Source organism: Bradyrhizobium sp. 186 (genome assembly GCF_023101685.1).
GTDB lineage: Bacteria > Pseudomonadota > Alphaproteobacteria > Rhizobiales > Xanthobacteraceae > Bradyrhizobium.
In genome coordinates this window covers 301,361-321,655 of the sequence record NZ_CP082164.1, presented here as the reverse complement: position 1 = coordinate 321,655, position 20,295 = coordinate 301,361, and the positions used below count along the sequence as shown (strand labels likewise).

14 protein-coding genes and 2 pseudogenes are annotated in these 20,295 nt (G+C 63.5%); 8 read left to right on the top strand and 8 right to left on the bottom strand.

Translation table 11 applies throughout. The features are described 5' to 3' along the window. Window positions 1-276: 276 nt before the first annotated feature. Window positions 277-1,247, bottom strand: a pseudogene (locus IVB18_RS01490) (aliphatic sulfonate ABC transporter substrate-binding protein). Between the two features lie 187 nt (window positions 1,248-1,434). On the opposite strand from IVB18_RS01490, the gene IVB18_RS01485 reads away from it, so the two are divergent. After that, window positions 1,435-4,224: a [protein-PII] uridylyltransferase gene (locus tag IVB18_RS01485; protein WP_247987579.1), complete on the top strand. Its 2,790-nt coding sequence runs from the start codon at window positions 1,435-1,437 to the stop codon at window positions 4,222-4,224. A 148-nt stretch (window positions 4,225-4,372) separates the two neighbouring features. On the opposite strand, the gene IVB18_RS01480 is transcribed toward IVB18_RS01485, so the two are convergent. Then, the gene (locus IVB18_RS01480) at window positions 4,373-4,903 is read right to left on the bottom strand and encodes a methylated-DNA--[protein]-cysteine S-methyltransferase (protein WP_247987578.1); all 531 of its coding nucleotides are present in this window, start codon (window positions 4,901-4,903) and stop codon (window positions 4,373-4,375) included. A 97-nt stretch (window positions 4,904-5,000) separates the two neighbouring features. Between IVB18_RS01480 and IVB18_RS01475 the strand changes: the two genes are divergently transcribed. From IVB18_RS01475 to IVB18_RS01465, 3 genes and pseudogenes are all read left to right on the top strand, one after another. Beyond that, window positions 5,001-5,357: a DUF1304 domain-containing protein gene (locus tag IVB18_RS01475; protein ID WP_247991937.1), complete on the top strand. Its 357-nt coding sequence runs from the start codon at window positions 5,001-5,003 to the stop codon at window positions 5,355-5,357. A 133-nt stretch (window positions 5,358-5,490) separates the two neighbouring features. Beyond that, on the top strand, window positions 5,491-6,717 hold the full coding sequence (locus IVB18_RS01470) for an ABC transporter substrate-binding protein (RefSeq protein ID WP_247987577.1): 1,227 nt from the start codon (window positions 5,491-5,493) through the stop codon (window positions 6,715-6,717). Window positions 6,718-6,886: 169 nt separating this feature from the next. Continuing rightward, window positions 6,887-8,113, top strand: a pseudogene (locus tag IVB18_RS01465) (ABC transporter substrate-binding protein). A 116-nt stretch (window positions 8,114-8,229) separates the two neighbouring features. On the opposite strand, the gene IVB18_RS01460 reads toward IVB18_RS01465, so the two are convergent. After that, complete coding sequence (locus IVB18_RS01460; RefSeq protein ID WP_247987576.1) at window positions 8,230-8,655, bottom strand: DUF1330 domain-containing protein; 426 nt, start codon at window positions 8,653-8,655, stop codon at window positions 8,230-8,232. A 166-nt stretch (window positions 8,656-8,821) separates the two neighbouring features. Between IVB18_RS01460 and IVB18_RS01455 the strand changes: the two genes are divergently transcribed. Then, window positions 8,822-11,032 (top strand): penicillin-binding protein 1A, encoded by a 2,211-nt coding sequence (locus IVB18_RS01455; RefSeq protein WP_247987575.1) that lies wholly within the window; start codon window positions 8,822-8,824, stop codon window positions 11,030-11,032. Between the two features lie 360 nt (window positions 11,033-11,392). On the opposite strand, the gene IVB18_RS01450 is transcribed toward IVB18_RS01455, so the two are convergent. The 4 genes from IVB18_RS01450 to IVB18_RS01435 form a co-directional block, all read right to left on the bottom strand. After that, the gene (locus tag IVB18_RS01450) at window positions 11,393-12,232 is read right to left on the bottom strand and encodes a SprT family zinc-dependent metalloprotease (protein WP_247987574.1); all 840 of its coding nucleotides are present in this window, start codon (window positions 12,230-12,232) and stop codon (window positions 11,393-11,395) included. Window positions 12,233-12,449: 217 nt separating this feature from the next. Continuing rightward, window positions 12,450-13,778, bottom strand: coding sequence for a polyhydroxyalkanoate depolymerase (gene phaZ / locus IVB18_RS01445; RefSeq protein ID WP_247987573.1), 1,329 nt, complete (start codon window positions 13,776-13,778; stop codon window positions 12,450-12,452). Between the two features lie 121 nt (window positions 13,779-13,899). Next, window positions 13,900-14,718, bottom strand: coding sequence for an ABC transporter permease (locus IVB18_RS01440; protein ID WP_247987572.1), 819 nt, complete (start codon window positions 14,716-14,718; stop codon window positions 13,900-13,902). After that, window positions 14,715-15,518 carry an ABC transporter ATP-binding protein gene (locus IVB18_RS01435; protein ID WP_247987571.1) on the bottom strand — a complete coding sequence of 268 codons (804 nt, stop codon included), beginning with the start codon at window positions 15,516-15,518 and terminating at the stop codon, window positions 14,715-14,717. Before IVB18_RS01435 ends, IVB18_RS01440 begins: the two co-directional genes overlap by 4 nt. 147 nt (window positions 15,519-15,665) lie before the next feature. Between IVB18_RS01435 and IVB18_RS01430 the strand changes: the two genes are divergently transcribed. Next, the gene (locus IVB18_RS01430) at window positions 15,666-16,976 is read left to right on the top strand and encodes an ActS/PrrB/RegB family redox-sensitive histidine kinase (protein ID WP_247987570.1); all 1,311 of its coding nucleotides are present in this window, start codon (window positions 15,666-15,668) and stop codon (window positions 16,974-16,976) included. Between the two features lie 103 nt (window positions 16,977-17,079). Beyond that, window positions 17,080-17,634, top strand: coding sequence for an ActR/PrrA/RegA family redox response regulator transcription factor (locus IVB18_RS01425; protein ID WP_247987569.1), 555 nt, complete (start codon window positions 17,080-17,082; stop codon window positions 17,632-17,634). Window positions 17,635-17,739: 105 nt separating this feature from the next. Here IVB18_RS01425 and IVB18_RS01420 read toward each other — a convergent pair whose 3' ends face one another. Further along, on the bottom strand, window positions 17,740-18,231 hold the full coding sequence (locus IVB18_RS01420; protein ID WP_247991936.1) for an MmcB family DNA repair protein: 492 nt from the start codon (window positions 18,229-18,231) through the stop codon (window positions 17,740-17,742). A 296-nt stretch (window positions 18,232-18,527) separates the two neighbouring features. Between IVB18_RS01420 and IVB18_RS01415 the strand changes: the two genes are divergently transcribed. Continuing rightward, window positions 18,528-20,228: an alpha-amylase family protein gene (locus IVB18_RS01415; protein ID WP_247987568.1), complete on the top strand. Its 1,701-nt coding sequence runs from the start codon at window positions 18,528-18,530 to the stop codon at window positions 20,226-20,228. Window positions 20,229-20,295 lie beyond the last annotated feature (67 nt).

Genomic DNA, 20,295 nt, shown 5'->3' with positions numbered 1-20,295 from the left:
GTCCCGGACAAGCGAGCGGAGCGAGCGCAGATCCGGGACCCATAGCCACAGGAAGGAGTGATTACGGGGACTCGGAGTTATCGCCTTCGCGTCAAACCACTCCCTGTGGTTATGGGTCCCGGGCTCGCTTCGAGCCCCGGGACGACGGCGGTGTTTGTGGCGGCGGCGCGCCTCTCTCCAGCTGCGTAGCCCGGATAGAGCGCATCGCAATCCGGGGCCGTGCCGCGCAAAGATATCCCGGATTTCGCTTCGCTCCATCCGGGCTACGGGTCCGCCTCAATTCGTCGGCAGCGGGACCTGATCGTCAATCAGGGCATCGAGCGTGGCCTTCACATCGACCTTGGCGTCGACCACACCGGCCTGCTGGAGCGCGAGACCGGCGGCGAGGATCGACTCGCGCTGCGGCGCGCCGATGCGGCTGTGGGTAAGCTCGGTGCGCCCCTTGAGCTGCTTGTCGACGACCGGCTCCGGCAACTTCGTGACGGCAATGAAGGTCTTCTTCAGGTCGTCGTAATTCGCCAGCGAATATTTTCGCGCGTCTTCATAGACAGCGAGCACGCGGCGGACGATGTCCGGATTGTCCTTTAGAAACTGCTCGCGCACATTGAGGATGCCCCAAGTGTTGGCGTCGGCCTTGCGATAGAACAGTTTTGCGCCCTCTTCGACCTCGGCCTGCGCCATCATCGGATCGAGCCCGGCCCAGGCGTCGACGTCGCCGCGGATCAGCGCGGTCTTGCCGTCGGCGTGCTGCAGCAGCACCGGCGTGATGTCCTTTTCGGTCAGGCCCGCACCGAGCAGCGCACGCACCAGGAAGATGTGCGGATCGGTGCCCGCGTCACCGCAACTCGCTTGCCCTTGAGATCAGCCACGCTCGCGATCTTGGACTCTTTGGCGGTGACAAGCGCCGTCCATTCGGGGCGGGAATAGACATAAACCGACTGGATCGGGTTGCCGTTGATCCGGGCGACCAGCGCGGCAGAGCCCGCGGTCGAGCCGAAATCGATCGAGCCGGCATTGAGGAATTCGAGCGCCTTGTTGGAGCCTGCCGACTGCACCCAGGTGATGGTGATGCCGTCCTTGGCGAACTCCTTTTCCAGGAGCCCCTTCTGCTTCAGGACCAGCGACACCGGATTGTAGGTCGCCCAGTCGATGCGGATCTCCTTGAGCGGATCCGCCGCCCTTGCCGCAGGGGTCACAGCGAGAGCCACGGCCCCCGCCAACAGAATGCGTCGTGTCATCTTGGTCATGCCCGGCCCTCCTAAAACTTCATTGTTTTTCAATGAGTTATATCTAGAGGTCAACCAGAAAATCCCTGTTCCGAAAGCACGTCGGCCGAGAACAACTTTGCCCAAAGCCAGCCTTTCCAAGCATGGAACGACTATTGCGAGAGAATGGCGGGTGACAGCGCCTGTCCCCTCTTATATCCGGTGAGACATGGACAGCGTCGCGACTGAGCACAAGGCAGAGGCGGATGATCGCTTCGACACCGCGCGGATCACCGCCGCGGTCGACGCACTTGCCGAAAAGCATCAGGGCCGCGAGGACGCGTTCCGCACTGCGGTTGCGCAACTGCTCAAGGCCGAACTGATGGCGGCGCGCGCCGCGGCGCAGGCAATCCTGCTCAAGGACCGTCACGGCCGGCGCTGCGCCGAGCGGCTGTGCCATGTGCAAGACGAGATCATTCGCATTCTGTATTCGGCGGCGACCCGTCATCTCTACCGCTCGCCGATTCCGAGCGGGGCCGAGCGCATGGCGGTGGTGGCGACCGGCGGCTATGGCCGCGGCTTGATGGCACCCGAGTCCGACATCGATCTGCTCTTCATCCTGCCCTACAAGCAGACCGCCTGGGGCGAGCAGGTGGCCGAGGCGATTCTCTATTGCCTGTGGGACATGGGCTTGAAGGTCGGGCATGCCACGCGTTCGGTGGATGAATCGATCCGCCAGGCGCGCGGCGACATGACCATCCGCACCGCGATCCTGGAGACGCGCTTCCTCACCGGCGACAAGCCGCTGTATGAAGAACTGGTCGCGCGCTTCGACAAGGAAGTGGTGCAAGGCACCGCGTCCGAATTCGTCACCGCAAAACTCGCCGAGCGCGAGGAGCGCCACCGTCGCGGCGGCCAGTCGCGCTATCTGGTCGAGCCCAACGTCAAGGACGGAAAGGGGGCCTTACGCGACCTGCACACGCTGTTCTGGATCGCCAAATACGTCTACCGCGTCCGCGACACCGACGAATTGGTCGAGCGCGGCGTGTTCGACGCGCAGGAATACCGCAGCTTCCGCCGCTGCGCCGATTTCCTCTGGTCGGTGCGCTGCAACCTGCACTTCTATTCGGGGCGGCCTGAGGAGCGCCTGTCGTTCGATCTCCAGCGCGAGATCGCGGTCCGGCTCGGCTACACCTCGCATCCCGGCATGCAGGACGTCGAGCGCTTCATGAAGCACTACTTCCTGGTCGCGAAGGAAGTCGGCAATCTCACCGCCATCCTCTGCGCCAAGCTCGAGGATCAACAGGCCAAGCCCGCACCGGTGCTGAGCCGGATGATGGCGCGGCTGCGTCCCACCGCCGTGAAGCGGCGGGTGCCCGACAGCGACGACTTCATCGTCGACAACAACCGCATCAACGTCGCCGCGCCCGACGTGTTCAAGCACGATCCGGTCAATCTGATCCGCATCTTCCGCCTGGCGCAGAAGAACAACCTCGCCTTCCACCCGGATGCGATGCGCGACGTGACGCGCTCGCTCGGCCTGATCAACGCGCAGCTTCGCGAAAATCCCGAGGCCAATCGGCTATTCATGGAGATTCTGACCTCCAACGATGCCGAGACCGTGCTGCGGAGGATGAACGAGACCGGCGTGCTCGGCCAGTTCATCCGCGCCTTCGGCAAGATCGTCTCGATGATGCAGTTCAACATGTATCATCACTACACCGTCGACGAGCACCTGATCCGCTGCGTCGGCTTCTTGCAGGACATCGAGCGCGGCGGCGTCGAGGAATTCACGCTTGCGAGCGACTTGATGCGCAAGATCCGGCCCGAGCACCGGCCGGTGATCTATATCGTGACGCTGCTGCACGACATCGCCAAGGGCCGGCTGGAGGACCATTCGATTGCGGGGGCCAAGGTGGCGCGGCGGCTCTGTCCGCGGCTCGGCTTCAGCCCCGCCGACACCGAGCTGGTGGCGTGGCTGATCGAGGAACATCTGACCATGTCGACGGTCGCACAGTCGCGCGACCTGTCCGACCGCAAGACCATCGAGAATTTCGCCGCCGTGGTGCAGTCCGTCGAGCAGATGAAGCTGCTGACGATCCTGACCACCGCCGACATTCGCGGCGTCGGCCCGGGCGTATGGAACGGCTGGAAGGCGCAGCTGCTGCGCTCGCTTTATTACGAGACCGAGCCGGTGTTGACCGGCGGCTTCTCGGAAGTGGACCGTGGCAAGCGTCTGGCGGCCGCCCACGCCGAATTCCGCATCGCCTTTGCCGAATGGCCAAAGGAGGAGCTCGACGCCTATATCGGCCGGCACTATCCGGCCTACTGGCTCAAGGTCGAGCTGCCGCGAAAGATCCGCCACGCCCGCTTCGTCCGCTCCAGCGAGCAGGCCGGCCACAAGCTCGCGATCAATGTCGGCTTCGACGAGGTGCGTGGCGTCACCGAGCTCACGATCTTCGCGGCCGACCATCCCTGGCTACTCTCGATCATCGCCGGCGCCTGTGCCTCGGCCGGCGCCAACATCGTCGACGCGCAGATCTACACCACGACCGACGGCCGTGCCCTGGACACGATATCGATCTCCCGCGAGTACGATCGCGACGAGGACGAGGGAAGGCGCGCCACCCGGATCGGCGAGATGATCGAGGACGTGCTGGAAGGCAAGCTGCGTCTTCCGGAAGTGGTGGCGCGGCGCACCGTGCGCAGCAAGGCGCGGCCTTTCGTGATCGAGCCGGAAGTGACCATCAACAACCAATGGTCGGACCGCTACACCGTGATCGAGGTGTCCGGCCTCGACCGCCCCGGCCTGCTCTACGAGCTGACCACCGCGATCTCGAAGCTCAACCTCAACATTGCGTCCGCCCATGTCGCGACCTTCGGCGAGCGCGCCCGCGACGTGTTCTACGTCACCGACCTCCTCGGCGCCCAGATCAGTGCTCCGACACGCCAGGCCGCGATCAAGAGCGCGCTGACCCATGTGATGGCCGGCGACAAGGCGGTTCAGCCGGTGGCGTGAGGGCGGCAAGCGCGCGCCTCTCTCCTTTCGTCATTCCGGGGCGCCGCGTCAGCGGCGAACCCGGAATCCATCTCGCCACCGATGACGTGGATGAATGGATTCCGGGTTCGCGCTCCGCGCGCCCCGGAATGACGAGGGGATAGAGACGCTAAACCTCCACGCCCTCATGCCGCAGCAGCCAGCGCTTGCGCTCCAGGCCGCCGCCATATTTCACCAGCGAACCATCTGCGCCGATCAGGCGGTGACAGGGCAGCACGACGCTGATCGGGTTGGAGCCGTTGGCATGGCCGACGGCGCGAACCGCTTTGGGCATGTCGAGCCTGGCAGCGAGCGCGCCATAACTTTGCGTGGTGCCAACGGGAATTTGCGCCAGCGCGGTCCAGACCTTGCGCTGGAACGGCGTGCCGGCGACGCGCCATGCGATCGACGCAAGCTGCGCGAGATCGCCGTCGAAATAGCCCGACAGCGCGGCCTTCACCGCAGCCGCCGCGGCACGCTCGCGCAGCTCGACCGCGCCATAATGCAGGCGCAGCAGCTCGCGCATCCGGTGCTCGTAGTCCTCCCAGTCGAGCGCGCGCAGCGCGCCTTCCGCATCGGTGACAAGCAGGGCGATCCCGATCGGCGTCGCCAGCCGATCGAGGTCAAAGCTTTCGGACGGATAGGCTGATCGGCCGGCCATTGCGACACCATTTCATCCAAACACGTGTCGCACTTGCCATGCCGGGCATGCTAACGTCCACCCGAAAGCTGACGCTTTGGGGGAGCTCAACTTGATTCTGATCGCCAATGTCCCAGTGGCGCTGGTCGCCGTCCTGCATGTCTTCTTTCTCGTCCTCGAGATGTTCCTCTGGGACAAGCCGCTGGGCTTGAAGGTCTTTCGCCAGACGCCGGAGAAGGCCGAGATCACAAAAGTGCTGGCCGCCAACCAGGGCCTCTATAACGGCTTCCTCGCCGCCGGCCTGATCTGGGGCCTCATGCACGGCAACCCGGCCTTCGCGTTCCAGATCAAGGCGTTCTTCCTGCTCTGCGTGATCGTCGCCGGTGCTTACGGCGCGGCAACCGTCAGCGCGCGCATCCTGCTCGTCCAGGCCCTGCCGGCGGCGGTCGCGCTGGTAGCACTGTTCCTGGCCTGAGACGCTACGGCGCAGCGTCGCGATCCTTGCGCGGCGTCGGACCTTCCTCCACAATCTTCGGCAGCGATGGCGACCGTTGCAATCAACGGAAAAAGACCGTCGACCGAAAATTCCGTCAGGAGGAAAACCCAAGATGAACAATCGCAGAGCCTTCATCGCTGCCACGGCGGCGCTCGCCTTCGCGTTCTCCGCCAGCCAAGCCATCGCACAGAAGAAATACGACACCGGTGCGAGCGACACCGAGATCAAGATCGGCCAGACCGTGCCGTTCTCCGGCGCCTACTCCGTCTACGCCAATATCGGCAAGACCCAGGCCGCCTATTTCAAGATGATCAACGACCAGGGCGGCATCAACGGCCGCAAGATCAACCTGATCCAGTATGACGACGCCTACTCGCCGCCGAAGACGGTCGAGCAGGTGCGCAAGCTGGTCGAAGGCGACGAGGTGCTCTTCACCTTCCAGCTCATCGGCACCGCGGCGAACGCCGCAGTGCAAAAATATCTCAACGGCAAGAAGGTGCCGCAGCTGCTGGCTTCCACCGGCGCCGCGCGCTTCAACGATCCGCAGAACTATCCCTGGACCATCGCTTATAATCCCAACTACGTGTCCGAGGGCCGCATCTACGCAAAGTACATTCTCGCCAATCACCCCAACGCCAAGATCGGCGTGCTCTACCAGAACGACGACATGGGCCGCGACTATCTCGCGGGCCTGAAGAGCGGTTTGGGCGACAAGGCTGCCGGCATGATCGTCGGCGAGGTCTCCTACGAGGTCACCGATCCGACGGTGGACTCGCAGGTGGTCAAGCTGAAGTCGCTGGGCGCCGATCTTTTCTACGATGCCTCGACACCGAAGTTCGCGGCGCAGGCAATCAAGAAGGTGGCCGAGCTCGGCTGGACGCCGGTGCACATCCTCGACATCAATGCGAGTCCGATCTCGGCGACGCTGAAGCCGGCCGGCCTCGACATCTCCAAGGGCATCATCTCGACCCAATATGGCAAGGAGCCGAGCGATCCGCAGTGGAAGGACGATCCGGGCGTGAAGGCCTTCTTCGCCTTCATGGACAAGTATTTCCCCGAGGGTGACAAGCTCAACACCGTCAACACCTATGCCTATTCGGTGGCCGAGTTGCTGACGCAGGTGCTGAAGCAATGCGGCGACGACCTGACGCGCGAGAACGTCATGAGGCAGGTCGCCAACATCAAAGATTTCACGCCGAGTTTCGCGCTGCCCGGCATCAAGATCAACACCGGCCCGAACGATTATCGCGTCAACAAGCAGATGCAGATGATGAAGTTCAACGGCGAACGCTGGGAGCTGTTCGGCCCGATCATCGAGGACGCAGGTCCGGCGGGTTAGCTGCTTCGTAGGGTGGGTTGGCGAAGCGTAACCCACCCTACGAACTGCGGGCACGCGCCCACCTTGCGTTGCAGCAACGGCTCCTCCACACTCCCGAGCAGCGATGACGCCGGACGCGCAGCAGCGCGCCCGGCAGATCACCGACAAAAACAAAACGAGGAAACTGCGTATGAGGAATGGAATTCGGCATCTGGTCACGGGAACGGCGCTGGCTTTGGCGCTGTCGCTCTCTGCGGCCAATGCCCAGAAAAAATATGATCCGGGTGCGACCGATACCGAGATCAAGGTCGGCCAGACTGTGCCATTCTCGGGACCGGCATCGGCCTATGCGTCGATTGGCAAGACCCAAGCCGCTTACTTCAAGATGATTAACGACCAGGGCGGCATCAACGGCCGCAAGATCAATTTGATCCAGTATGACGACGCCTATTCGCCACCGAAAGCGGTGGAGTAGGTGCGCAAGCTGGTCGAGAGCGACGAGGTGCTCCTGACCTTCCAGATCATCGGCACGCCTTCGAACGCGGCCGTGCAGAAATATCTCAATTCCAAGAAGGTGCCGCAGCTGTTCGCGGCCACCGGCGCCTCGAAGTTCACCAACCCGAAGAATTTCCCGTGGACGATGGGCTACAACCCCAACTATTTCGTCGAGGGCAGCATCTACGGCCAGTACATCCTGAAGGAATATCCGAACGCAAAGATCGGCGTGATCTATCAGAACGACGATCTCGGCAAGGACTATCTGAACGGCATCAAGGCCGGCCTTGGCGGCAACGCTGCCAAGATGATCGTCACGGAAGCCTCCTACGAGGTCTCCGATCCGACCATCGACTCGCAGATCCTCAAGATCAAGGATGCCGGCGCCGATCTGTTCTTCAGCGCCACCACGCCGAAGCAGGCCGCGCAGGCAATCAAGAAGATCGCCGAGATCGGCTGGCATCCGGTGCAGATCGTCGACATCAATGCCACCTCGGTCGGCGCGGTGATAAAGCCGGCAGGGCTCGATGCCGCCAAGGGCGTCATCAGCGTCAACTACGGCAAGGACCCGCTCGATCCGACCTGGAAGGACGACGCCGGCCTGAAGAAGTATTTTGACTTCATGGCGAAGTACTATCCGGACGGCGACAAGGACTCGAACTTCAACACCTACGGCTATGGCACCGCCCAGCTTCTCGCTCACGTCCTGAAGCAGTGTGGCGACGACTTGATGCGCGAAAACGTCATGAAGCAGGCCGCTTCGCTCAAGGACGTCACCAGCGACATCGCGCTGCCCGGCATCAAGGCCAACACCTCGCCGACCGACTACCGCGTCAACAAGCAGCTTCAGATGATGAAGTTCAACGGCGAGCGCTGGGAGCTGTTCGGCCCGATCCTGGAAGATGCAGGTCCGGCGGGTTAGTCAAAGGCAAGAGTGTCTCAACGACGTCGTGCCCGGGCTTGTCCCGGGCATCCACGTTCTTAGGCCGACAAAGAAAGGGCGTGGATGGCCGGGTCAAGCCCGGCCATGACGGGAAATCAATCCGGCACCTCGCCAAAGTTCTTCCCCACCGGCAGCACCGCGTGCCGGATCAGCAGCGAATCCTCCACCGCGGCTTGGCGATGCTTGACCGCTTCGCGATAGACGGAATCGCGGATCATCTCGACGAAGGCGCTGACGCTTGGATATTCGGCGATGAAGCAGTGGTCCCAGCGCTCTTCCTGCGGACCGATCAGCATCAACTCGAATTTGCCTTGCCAGACGATGCGGCCGCCGAGGCGTTCGAACACCGGGCCGCTCTCGCGGCCATAGGCCGCATAGGCTTCCGCGCCGCTTGCCTTGCGGCCGTCCGGATAGGCCGCCTCTTTGCGCAGCCGTACCAGGTTGAGCATGTGGATCGGGCCGGGGCGGTCGTTCTCCCGGAATTGCGCGAAAATCTCCTTGGTCGGATCGATATGGCCCATGCGGGTTCCCTCTTTTTGTGCCGCCGATCCTAGCTTCCCCGCCGCACTAACGGAACTGCGGCGGACGAATGCCGCACCTCCTAATCGCGCGTTAAGCTCCGGGTAACCGGGCCTTAAACAGCGACCGCTAGCGTGCGGCGGGGCGGGCTGACCGGGCGTTTTTCGTATGGCGTGGGGAAAGAAAAAGGGCGGCGGGCGGAAGGAGCCGCTATTCGGCTTGCCCGCGGCGCTCGCCGATCTGCGCCTGACGGTGGCGGACCGCATCCCCAACGCCGACGACAAGCCAAAAAAATCCGCGAAATCGTCCGCCAAGCGCAAGAGCGAGAATTCCGGCGGCGAGCCGCCGCGTGAGCGGAAGGCGCCGGCCGGCCGCAGCGGCGCCAAGCACCGGTCGAAGTCGCGCGGCGGTTTCGGCATCGGCCGCCTGGTCTATTGGGGCGCGGTGCTGGGTCTCTGGGGCGGAATCGCCGTGATCGGCGTCGTAATCTGGGTCGGCGCCCATCTGCCGCCGATTCAGTCGCTAGAGATCCCCAAACGCCCGCCCACAATCCAGATCGTCGGCATCGACGGCAGTATGCTGGCGCAGCGCGGCGAGATGGCCGGCGCCAACGTTTCGCTGAAGGACCTGCCGCCTTATTTGCCCAAGGCGTTCATCGCGATCGAAGACCGCCGCTTCTATTCGCATTTCGGCATCGACCCGATCGGCATTTTGCGCGCCGCCGTTACGAATGTCCTCCATCGCGGCGTATCGCAGGGCGGCTCGACGCTGACGCAGCAACTCGCGAAGAACCTGTTCCTGACCCAGGAACGCACCATGCAGCGCAAGCTGCAGGAGGCGGAGCTCGCGATCTGGCTGGAGCGCAAGCATTCCAAGAACGAGATCCTCGAACTCTATCTCAACCGCGTCTATTTCGGCTCCGGCGCCTACGGCGTCGAGGCTGCGGCACAACGCTATTTCGGCAAGTCGGCCAAGAACGTCACCGTCGCCGAAGCCGCGATGCTAGCCGGCCTCGTCAAATCGCCCTCGCGGCTCGCGCCGAACCGCAATCCGGAAGGCGCCGAGCAGCGCGCGCGGATCGTGCTCACGGCGATGGCGGATGCAAAATTCATCACCGAAGCGCAGGCGCAGGCCTCGATCGGCCATCCCTCCTACAACGTGAAGCCTGTCGGCGCCGGCACGGTGAACTACGTCGCCGACTGGATCGGCGAGGTGCTGGACGATCTCGTCGGCCAGATCGACCAGAGCATCACAGTCGAGACCACGATCGACCCAAAGCTTCAGAGCGTGGCAGAAGCCGCCATCATCGACGAGCTCGCGGCCAAGAGCGTGAAGTTCAATGTCAGCCAGGGCGCACTGGTGGCGATGACGCCGGACGGCGCGGTACGGGCCATGGTCGGCGGGCGCAATTATGCCGACAGCCAATACAATCGCGCGGTCACCGCCAAGCGCCAGCCGGGCTCCTCTTTCAAGCCGTTCGTCTATCTGACCGCGCTCGAGCAGGGGCTGACGCCGGACACGATCCGCCAGGACGCGCCGATCGAGGTCAAGGGCTGGAAGCCAGAGAACTACACGCATGAATATTTCGGCGCCGTGACGCTGACGCAGGCGCTCGCGATGTCGCTCAACACCGTCGCAATTCGCCTCGGCCTCGAGGTCGGACCAAAAAACGTGGTGCGCACCGCGCACCGGCTCGGCATCTCCTCGAAGCTCGAGCCCAATGCCTCGATCGCGCTCGGCACCTCCGAGGTCTCGGTCGTCGAACTCGTCGGCGCCTATGCACCGTTCGCCAATGGCGGCTTCGCGGTGGCGCCGCATGTGGTGAGACGGATCAAGACGCTCGACGGCAAGCTGCTCTACATGCGCCAGGCTGACGAGCGTAATCAGGTGATCGATCCGCGCATGGTCGGGATGATGAACACGATGATGCGGGAGACGCTGATCTCCGGCACCGCGAAGAAGGCGGAGATCCCGGGCTGGCCGGCGGCCGGCAAGACCGGCACCAGCCAGGATTACCGCGACGCCTGGTTCATCGGCTACACCGCCAACCTCGTCACCGGCGTCTGGCTCGGCAATGACGACAACTCGCCGACCAAGAAGGCGACCGGCGGCGGCCTGCCGGTGGAGGTCTGGTCGCGCTTCATGCGCACGGCGCACGACGGCGTACCGGTCGCAAACCTGCCGAGCTCGCAAGGCGGCTGGGGTCTGTCGAACCTCGCGCAAGCCGCCTCGCAAGTGTCGCCGCCGACACCGGCAGCGCCAGCGCCGGCCAACAATGGCAGCTATCGCCCGCCCCCCACGCGCGCCAATGCGCGGCCGGAGGCCGCGGCAGGACTCGATGGCTGGTTGATGGACCGGCTGTTCGGCGGGAACAGGTAGATTCGGCCTGAGGTCCTGATGGCCTCAAAACAAAAAACGCGAAAACAACCCCATGCACAGTAGCCGGTGATTGCCGGCGCGATGCGCGGTGGATCGAACGAAAGCTTTGAGGCGGCGGGGCAAATAACGAACGCCGCGCAATTACCGCAGCGTATGGGATAAGTCGCGCGAAAACGCGAAAACGTCCTTATCCTCAACCGTCATTCCCCGCCACCGGGTCTCGCCTTCGGCGAGGCCGATGACAGGCTCCGGCGGGGAATCCAGTATCCGAGACATCGAGATTCACAACGACCGCTGCGACGTACTGGGTCGCCCGGTCAAGCCGGGCGACGACAGCGTCTACTCGATCAGCACCGAGTCCTAATCCTCGGCCCCGTACCGGTGCAGGTCATTGCCGTGCGTATCGAGCCACTTCTTGGCGCGCTCCATTGACGGGCAGGCCTTCCCGCACACCCGCCAGAACCGCGCCGAGTGGTTCATCTCGACGAGATGGGCGACCTCGTGCGCGGCGAGATAGTCGAGCACGAAGGGGGGCGCGAGGATCAGGCGCCAGGAGAACGACAGCGAGCCCGCCGAGGTGCAGGAGCCCCAGCGGCTGGACTGATCGCGGATCGAGAGACGCTTGACCCTGACGCCGAACTCGACGGCATAGGCTTCCGCCGAACGCTGAAGATCGCGGCGCGCCTCGCGCTTGAGGAAGTCATGGACGCGACGGTCGGCATGGTCGACGCCGCCGGCAACGCAGAGAATGCGCTCACCGGAGTCACGCACTTCCGTCCACACCGTGCCGCGTGTGCCGGCGCGATGAACGATGCGATGGGGAACACCGCGAAGCGGTATCACTGTGCCAGGCTGGAACGGTGCGGCCTTCGGCAAGCGGCCGAGACGCGCCGCGATCCACGCGCCGTGACGCTGCGCGAAGTCCCTTGCCTCGGCGAGCGTGCCGCGCGGCGGCATGGTGAGGATGGCTTCGCGGTCGCTCGGATGAATTCTCAGCGTGTAACGGCGCGCTCGGCGGTGCCGGCGCAGCCGAATCGCAAAAAATTGCGATCCGTGGGTGATCAGGAGGGTCTTTGGTTCGTGGGGCCGACGATAGAGGAGCGCGCGAGTGGCCATGTCTGTCAGTCCGGGGGGCAGGAGTGCGCCCCGATTCTGCCATAACCGCCGCCAGGGAAAGCGCTCGGCGCAAAAACAAATCATTTGCCCAATATACAGGGGTCTGGCGTCCGGGAGACCCTACAGACTGGGGTCGGAACCCCAATTTTTCGCCCCCGCTGGACGCATGTGTCCTCCCCAAGGGGTGAGGACAGACTCACTCCTATAAAGCTACCTAAATACCGCGAATCTGGCGGAACCCGAGCCCTGCCGACGGCTCCGGCAGGGTCCGGATTTTCGACGGGAAAGCCGAAAAACGCAGCTATTCGGCTGCGAGAGCCTGCGATGCGTTCGGATTCGCTGCCGAGACCATGAAATCGTGAATCCGCGGCACGATTTCCGACTTGAAGCGCGAGCCGTTGAACACGCCGTAATGTCCGACACCCTTCTGGACGTAATGAACGCGGCGATGATCGGGAATCGAACTGCACAATGCGTGCGTCGCTTCGGTCTGACCGAGACCGGAGATGTCGTCGTTCTCGCCTTCGACCGTCATCAACGCCACGCGCGTGACCTTCGAGGGATCAACGCGAGTTCCGCGATGGGTCATCTCGCCCTTCGGCAGCGAGTGCTTCACGAACACGGTGTCGACGGTTTGCAGATAATATTCGGCAGAGAGATCCATCACCGCGAGATACTCGTCATAGAAGTCGCGATGCTTGTCGACGAGGTCGCCGTCGCCCTTCACCAGATTGGCAAAGAGCTGCTTGTGGGCATCCATGTGCCGATCGAAATTCATGCTGATGAAGCCGTTGAGCTGCAGGAATCCCGGATAGACGTCGCGCATCATGCCAGGATGCGGGAACGGCACCTTGGTGATGACGTTGTTGCGGAACCAGTCGATGCCGCGCTCCTGGGCGAGGTCGTTCACCGCGGTCGGATTGCGGCGCGTGTCGATCGGACCGCCCATCAGCGTCATCGAGGTCGGCACGAAGGGATCGCGCCGCGCTTCCATGATCGAGACGGCGGCGACGACGGGAACCGAGGGCTGGCACACCGCGATCACATGGTTGTTGCCGCCAAGCACGTGCAGCATCTCGATCACGTAGTCGATGTAGTCGTCGAGATCGAAACGGCCTTCGCTGAGCGGCACCATGCGCGCATCGGCCCAATCGGTCATGTAGACGTCATGCGCCGGTAGAAGGGCTTCGACCGTGCCGCGCAGAAGCGTCGCGTAATGACCGGACATCGGCGCCACGATCAGCACGCGCGGCTGCGGACTGCGCAGCGGACGGGTGAACTTGCGTTCGAAGTAGAGCAGCCGGCAAAACGGCTTTTCCCACACGGAGTGAACCTCGACGGGGACGCGGATGCCGTTGACCTCGGTGTCGTTGAGACCCCATTCCGGCTTGCCGTAGCGCCGCGTGGTGCGCTCGAACAATTCGCAGGCCGCGGCCACCGACTTGCCGACCTCGGTACGCGCCCAGGGATTCAGCGGATTCTGAAACAGGAGCCTGATCGCGTCGGTGATGGCGCGCGCCGGATTGAGAGAGGCCTGCGCCATCTCGTACATCCAGTACATCGGCGTCGTCAGGACCGGACTGCCTTCGGCCGCCAGGGGCGGCGCGCCGCCAAACTCACCAATAGGCATTGTCAAATTCCTCTTCGCATCGCAGCATACTGCCGAATGCGCAATATTGCGTCAATGCATGGTACCGCACATCTACGCAGCCTGCCCGGCCAAATCAGTCTGAATCCACGAGAAAGTGAGGTCATTCACCGCCCGACAGCAGCGAGCCATGTTTCTTGGCGCTGCGCAAAAGGGCAAGGAATGCCCCAAAAGATGCAACCAGCAGCACCGCATTGATGACTAACGCAGCCAGCATCAGGTCGGTCCTGAAGGTTTGTTCGATCAGGAGCGCGCGCATCCCCTCGAACACGTAGGTCGGCGGCAGCGCCCAGGCGATATATTGCAGCGAGGTGGGCAACACGCTGACGGGATAGTAGACGCAGGCGAGCGGCAGGATCGCGAACATCAAGGTCCAGACGATGCTCTCGGCCCCTAACCCGTTCCTCAGCACGAGTCCCGAGACGAAGATGCCGACCGCCCAGCTCGTGAAGATCAGGTTGCAGAAGAAGGCAATCAGCGGCAGGCCGAGACCGTAGACGTTGAAGTGAAACAAGAACAGCGCGAGCAGCGTCATCGGAATGACGCCGATCGCGAGCCGGATCAGGCTCATGATCATGAGCGACAACAGAAACTCGATCGGCCTCAGCGGGCTCATCATGAGATTGCCGATGTTGCGCGCCCACATCTCCTCCAGAAACGAGATTGAGAAGCCGAGCTGTCCGCGGAACAGGATGTCCCAGAGGATGACCGCGCCGATCAGTGTGCCGCCGGCGCGCGCGAAGAAATTGGCGTTTTGGGCGATGTAGAGCTGGAGGAAGCCCCAGGTGATGACCTGGAGCGCCGGCCAGTACAGCAGCTCGAGCAGCCGCGGCCAGGACGACATCAGCAGATACCAGTAGCGCAGGATCATCGCGCCGATGCGTTGCACGGAAATGCCGCGATAAAGGACGAACTCGCTCATCGCGCGTCCTCCGGGACGCCGTTCACCCGGCCGCGCGCGACGTCCAGAAACACCTCCTCCAGCGTGGTGCGGTTGTAGCGGGCCATGATGGCCTCCGGCGTATCGTCGTCCTCGATGCGACCGCGCTTCATGATGATGACGCGGTCGCAGAGCCGCTCGACCTCGAGCATGTTGTGCGAGGCCAGCAGGATGGTGGCGTTGTGCGCCTTGCGATAGGTCTCCAGATGCGCCCGCACCCAGTCGGCTGTATCAGGGTCGAGCGAAGCGGTCGGCTCGTCCAGCAGCAACAGTTCGGGCTGGTTGATCAGCGCTTTGGCGAGCGCGACGCGGGTCTTCTGGCCCGCGGAGAGCTTGCCGTTGGCGCGGTCGATGAATTCGGTGAGATCGAGATCGTCGGCCAGCTTTGCGATGCGGTCGGCGAGATTCTTCACCGCATAGAGCTTGCCGAAGACGGTGAGGTTCTGCCGCACCGTAAGCCGCATCGGCATGTCGACATAGGGGCTCTCGAAATTCATCCGCCCCAGCACCGCGGCGCTCTGCTCCGGCATGCGATGCCCGAGCACCTGCACGCGGCCGGAAGTCGGCAGCACCAGCCCCATGATCATCGCGATGGTGGTGGTCTTGCCGGCGCCGTTACCGCCCAGAAGGCCGGTGATGCTGCCGCGAGCAAGCGAAAAGGAGATGTCGTCGACCGCGCGGGTCTGCTTGTAGACCTTGACGAGACGGTCGGCCTCGATCACCGCGGACAAAGTGCCATCCGCGACAGTCGGCCGACTTGAAGCATTGTCGTTCCCGGTCATGCTGGGCGTTCTTCCGCCATTGCACGGCGGAGCGCAAGGCTTGATGTAAAGACTTGATGTAAAGGCTTGACGTAAGAAGCTTGTAACCAGACTGGAAGTGAGCCGGCGTGTTTGTGACCGGACACGCGCATCACTAGATTGGCCGAGATGACCGAGACCGCCGACACCAACTTCCGCCACGCGCAGCGACACATCCGCCTGGACACGATCCTGCGATTGCGCTGGCTCGCGGTGCTGGGCCAGCTCGCCGCGATCTTCATCGTGGCGCAGGGGCTCGAGTTCAACGTCGAGATCGTCCCCTGTGTCAGCATCATCGCCCTGTCGGCAGCGCTCAATCTGGCTCTGCAAACCGCGGCCAATCCGATGCAGCGGCTCGAGCCGATCCAGGCGGCCGGACTGCTTGCGCTGAACATCGTGGAACTGGCGGGGCTGCTGTTTTTCACCGGCGGGCTACAGAACCCGTTCTCGTTCCTGTTCCTCGCGCCCGTGCTGATCTCGGCCACGGCGCTGCCCGCCCGCCTCACATTCGGCCTCGGTCTCCTGGCCGTGGCCTGCGCCTCGATCCTGTTCTTCTTCTATCTGCCACTGCCCTGGGACGCGGATGACCCATTGGTGCTGCCGCCGATCTATCTCGTCGGCGTCTGGCTCTCGATCGTGCTCGCGATCGGCGTCACAAGCCTTTACTCGTTCCAGGTGACCCAGGAGGCGCGGAAGCTTGCGGACGCGCTGGCTGCAACAGAACTGGTGCTGACGCGCGAGCAGCATCTGACCCAACTCGACGGGCTGGCTGCGGCCGCCGCGCACGAGCTAGGCACGCCGCTCGCGACCATCTTCCTGATCTCGCGCGAGCTGGAAAAGACCGTGAAGGAGCCGATCTTTGCCGCCGACCTGAAAACCTTGCGCGAACAGACGCAGCGCTGCCGCGACATCCTGAGCAAGATCACCCAGCTCTCCTCCACCGGCGCGCCGTTCGATCGCATGAAGCTGTCGGAGCTGATCGAGGAGGTGGTGGCGCCGCACCGCGACTTCGGCGTCGACATCAAGATACGGATTGCGATTGCCGCCGCGACCGAGCCGGTCGGCTCGCGCAACCCGGCGGTCCTCTACGGCGTCGGCAACATCATCGAGAACGCCGTCGATTTCGCGCGCACCACCGCCGAGGTGAATGCCTGGTGGAACAACGACACCATCGAGATCGTGATCTCCGACGATGGACCGGGCATTCCGCCCGATATGTTGAACCGGATCGGCGAGCCGTATCTGTCGCGGCGGCGCACCCAGGATGAAGGCGGCGGCCTCGGGCTGGGCGTGTTCATCGCACGAACCTTGCTGGAACGCACCGGCGCCAAGGTCTCGTTTACCAATCGGACCTTCCCGGACCACGGTGCGGTAGTCCAGATTGCGTGGCCGAGGGAGCGTTTTGAGGCTATCGAGACCTTCGAAGAAACAATAGGATAGACCGCGACCTTGCGTCGCACAACACGGCCGATCGACTATTGGCGGCCTTGGCGCCACCCGATTGCGACGCCATATGTAGACGCGCTGGAGAGAGGACAAAACCTTGAACGCCATCGCCGAACTGAACGAACAGACCGACCGCTCGCTTCTCATCGTGGAGGACGACAAGCCGTTTCTGGAGCGGCTGTCGCGCGCGATGGAGACCCGCGGCTTCGCGGTGACATCTTGTGACACCGTCTCGGATGGCCTCGCACAGATCGGCAAGGCTGCACCCGCATTCGCAGTGGTCGATTTGCGGCTCGGCGACGGCAACGGCCTCGACGTGGTCTCGGCGCTGAAGAAGAAGCGGCCCGAAGCCCGCGCCATCGTGCTGACCGGCTATGGCAACATCGCCACCGCCGTCACCGCGGTGAAGATGGGCGCAATCGACTACCTCTCCAAGCCGGCCGACGCCGACGACGTCGTCGCCGCGCTGCTCTCGACCGGCACGGACAAATCCGAGCTGCCTGCAAACCCGATGTCGGCTGACCGCGTCCGCTGGGAGCACATCCAGCGCATCTACGAGATGTGCAACCGCAACGTCTCGGAGACGGCGCGGAGGCTCAACATGCACCGGCGTACGTTGCAGCGCATTCTTGCGAAGCGCGCGCCGAGGTAATTCTGCGTAGCCCGGATGGAGCGAAGCAAAATCCGGGATCTCTCGCACGGCAGGCGACCCCGGATTACGCTTGCGCTCCATCCGGGCTACGAAATCGCTGCCCCGCTATTCCCAAAAATCCGCGTGCCCCTGCGGATCGACCAGCCGGTTGATCCTGAGCGCCGCCGCCATCGCGAAGCGCACCGTCATCTGCTTGCGCGTCGGCGCGGGCAGTTTGTGCTCGGGCGCCTCGCAATGCAGATGCGCGCCATAGGCATCGGCAATGATCAGGCCGGTGCCTTCCGGAAAAATCTCGCAAGGCAGATCCTGCGTGAAGGCAAAGAACAGCCGGTCGCAATGGGCGCGGTATTCGTGCCATTTCTGATCGGCGCGCAGATCCTCCACCGACGACTTGATCTCGACGATCCAGATCTCGCCGCACTCGTTCAGCGCGACGAGATCTGCGCGCCGGCCTGACGGCAGCGGCAATTCGCTGATGCAGGCGAAACCAAGCGAACGCAGCAGCCGCGCCGTGCCGCGCGCGATCGCCAGCGCCGTCTCGGATTGACGCCCGTCGGGCGGCGGCACGAGGGCGATGTTGCGGGCGGTGTTGTCCATGGGGGGAAGTGTAGCCGATTCCGTTGTGTGCGCACACTGTTCGAGAGATGCGACCTCTATCCCTCCGTCATTCCGGGGCGCGCGAAGCGCGAGCCCGGAATCCATAACCATAGGGAGCAGTTGTGACGCGAGGCCGATCACCCCGAGTCTTCGCCAAACCCAATCCTGTGGGTATGGGTCCCGGGCTCGCGACGACGTCGCGCCCCGGGACGACGGCAGCGGCGGGAACCTCCCCCTTCCCCCAGCACTTATCACGCAGCCGCCGGGCCCTGGGCGGAGCATCGAGGCTGCGGCGCATGATCGACGATCTCTGGTACAAGAACGGTGTGTTCTACTGCCTGTCGGTCGGCACCTATATGGACGCCAACGGCGACGGCGTCGGCGATTTCAAGGGCCTGTTGCGCCGGCTCGATTATCTGCACGGCCTCGGCATCACCACGATCTGGCTGATGCCGTTCCAGTCCTCGCCGGGCCGCGACGACGGCTACGACATCGCCGACTATTACAGCGTCGATTCCCGCTACGGCACGCTCGGCGATTTCGTCGAATTCACCCACGGCTGCAAGCAGCGCGGCATCCGCGTCATCATCGATCTCGTCGTCAACCACACCTCGGACCAGCATCACTGGTTCAAGGAGGCGCGGCGCTCGAAGGATTCGCCCTATCGCGACTGGTATGTGTGGTCCGACAAGAAGCCCGCCAACGCCAACCAGGGCATGGTGTTTCCCGGCGTGCAAAAGTCGACATGGACGCGCGACAAGGAAGCCGGCGCCTGGTACTTCCACCGCTTCTACGATTTCCAGCCCGATCTCAACACCTCGAACCCGCACGTCCAGGCCGAGATCCTCAAGATCATGGGTTTCTGGATCCAGCTCGGCGTGTCCGGCTTCCGCATGGACGCCGTGCCGTTCGTGATTGCGACGAAGGGCGCGAAGATGAAGAAGCCGGTCGAACAGTACGACATGCTGCGCGCGTTCCGCGAATTCCTGCAATGGCGGCAGGGCGATGCCATCATCCTCGCCGAAGCCAACGTGCTGCCGGAAACGGACATGGAATATTTCGGCCGCGATGGCGACCGCATGCACATGATGTTCAACTTCCACGTCAACCAGCATCTGTTCTATGCGCTGGCCTCCGGCGACTCCCGTCCGCTGGCGAAAGCGCTGAAGGCGACCAAGCCGCGGCCGGCCTCGGCGCAATGGGGGCTATTCCTGCGCAATCACGACGAGCTCGATCTCGGCCGGTTGACCAAGGCGCAGCGCGACCTCGTGTTCAAACGCCTCGGTCCCGACAAGGACATGCAGCTCTACGACCGCGGTATCCGCCGCCGCCTCGCACCGATGCTGGGCGGCGACCGACGGCGGCTCGAACTGGCCTACAGCCTGATGTGCACGCTGCCGGGAACGCCTGTGATCCGTTACGGCGACGAGATCGCCATGGGCGACGATCTTTCGCTGCCCGAACGCAATTGCTCGCGCACGCCGATGCAATGGTCGACCGAGCCGCGGGGTGGCTTCACCAAGAGCGACAAGCCGGCGTGCCCGGTCATCGACAAGGGCCCCTACGGGTTCGAACACGTCAATGCCGCAAAACAGCGGCGCGATCCAAATTCGATGCTGAACTGGACCGAGCGCATCGTCCGCATGCGCAAGGAGGTGCCAGAAATTGGCTGGGGTGATTTCGCGATCGTTCCAACGCGCGATCCCGCCGTCTTCATCGTGCGCTACGACTGGCGCAACAATTCCGTTCTGTTCGTGCACAATCTCGACGAAAAGCAGCGTGAGATCGCGTTCTCGGTCCGGCTGCCCGGCGACGCGGGAGAGCACCTGATCAACCTGCTCGCGGAAGACCACAGCCACGCCGACAAACGCGGCCAGCACCGCATCGTGCTGGAGCCCTACGGCTATCGCTGGTACCGCGTCGGCGGGCTGGACTATCTGCTGAAGCGCAGCGACGTCGGCGGGAATACGGCTCGCGGGGGAGCGCATCCGAGGTGATGCGGCCACACTCTCAGCTGTCGTCCCGGCGAAGGCCGGGACCCATACCCCCAGGGAAAAATTTGGC

Excerpts from the sequence above, each read along its gene's own strand:
- IVB18_RS01440 (WP_247987572.1), bottom strand. The coding sequence starts at position 14,718 with ATGAGCGAGTTCGTCCTTTATCGCGGCATTTCCGTGCAACGCATCGGC.
- IVB18_RS01450 (WP_247987574.1), bottom strand. The coding sequence starts at position 12,232 with ATGATTTGTTTTTGCGCCGAGCGCTTTCCCTGGCGGCGGTTATGGCAG.
- IVB18_RS01470 (WP_247987577.1), top strand. The coding sequence starts at position 5,491 with ATGAACAATCGCAGAGCCTTCATCGCTGCCACGGCGGCGCTCGCCTTC.
- IVB18_RS01430 (WP_247987570.1), top strand. The coding sequence starts at position 15,666 with ATGACCGAGACCGCCGACACCAACTTCCGCCACGCGCAGCGACACATC.
- IVB18_RS01460 (WP_247987576.1), bottom strand. The coding sequence starts at position 8,655 with ATGGGCCATATCGATCCGACCAAGGAGATTTTCGCGCAATTCCGGGAG.
- IVB18_RS01415 (WP_247987568.1), top strand. The coding sequence starts at position 18,528 with ATGATCGACGATCTCTGGTACAAGAACGGTGTGTTCTACTGCCTGTCG.
- IVB18_RS01455 (WP_247987575.1), top strand. The coding sequence starts at position 8,822 with ATGGCGTGGGGAAAGAAAAAGGGCGGCGGGCGGAAGGAGCCGCTATTC.
- IVB18_RS01435 (WP_247987571.1), bottom strand. The coding sequence starts at position 15,518 with ATGACCGGGAACGACAATGCTTCAAGTCGGCCGACTGTCGCGGATGGC.
- phaZ (WP_247987573.1), bottom strand. The coding sequence starts at position 13,778 with ATGCCTATTGGTGAGTTTGGCGGCGCGCCGCCCCTGGCGGCCGAAGGC.
- IVB18_RS01485 (WP_247987579.1), top strand. The coding sequence starts at position 1,435 with ATGGACAGCGTCGCGACTGAGCACAAGGCAGAGGCGGATGATCGCTTC.
- IVB18_RS01420 (WP_247991936.1), bottom strand. The coding sequence starts at position 18,231 with ATGGACAACACCGCCCGCAACATCGCCCTCGTGCCGCCGCCCGACGGG.
- IVB18_RS01480 (WP_247987578.1), bottom strand. The coding sequence starts at position 4,903 with ATGGCCGGCCGATCAGCCTATCCGTCCGAAAGCTTTGACCTCGATCGG.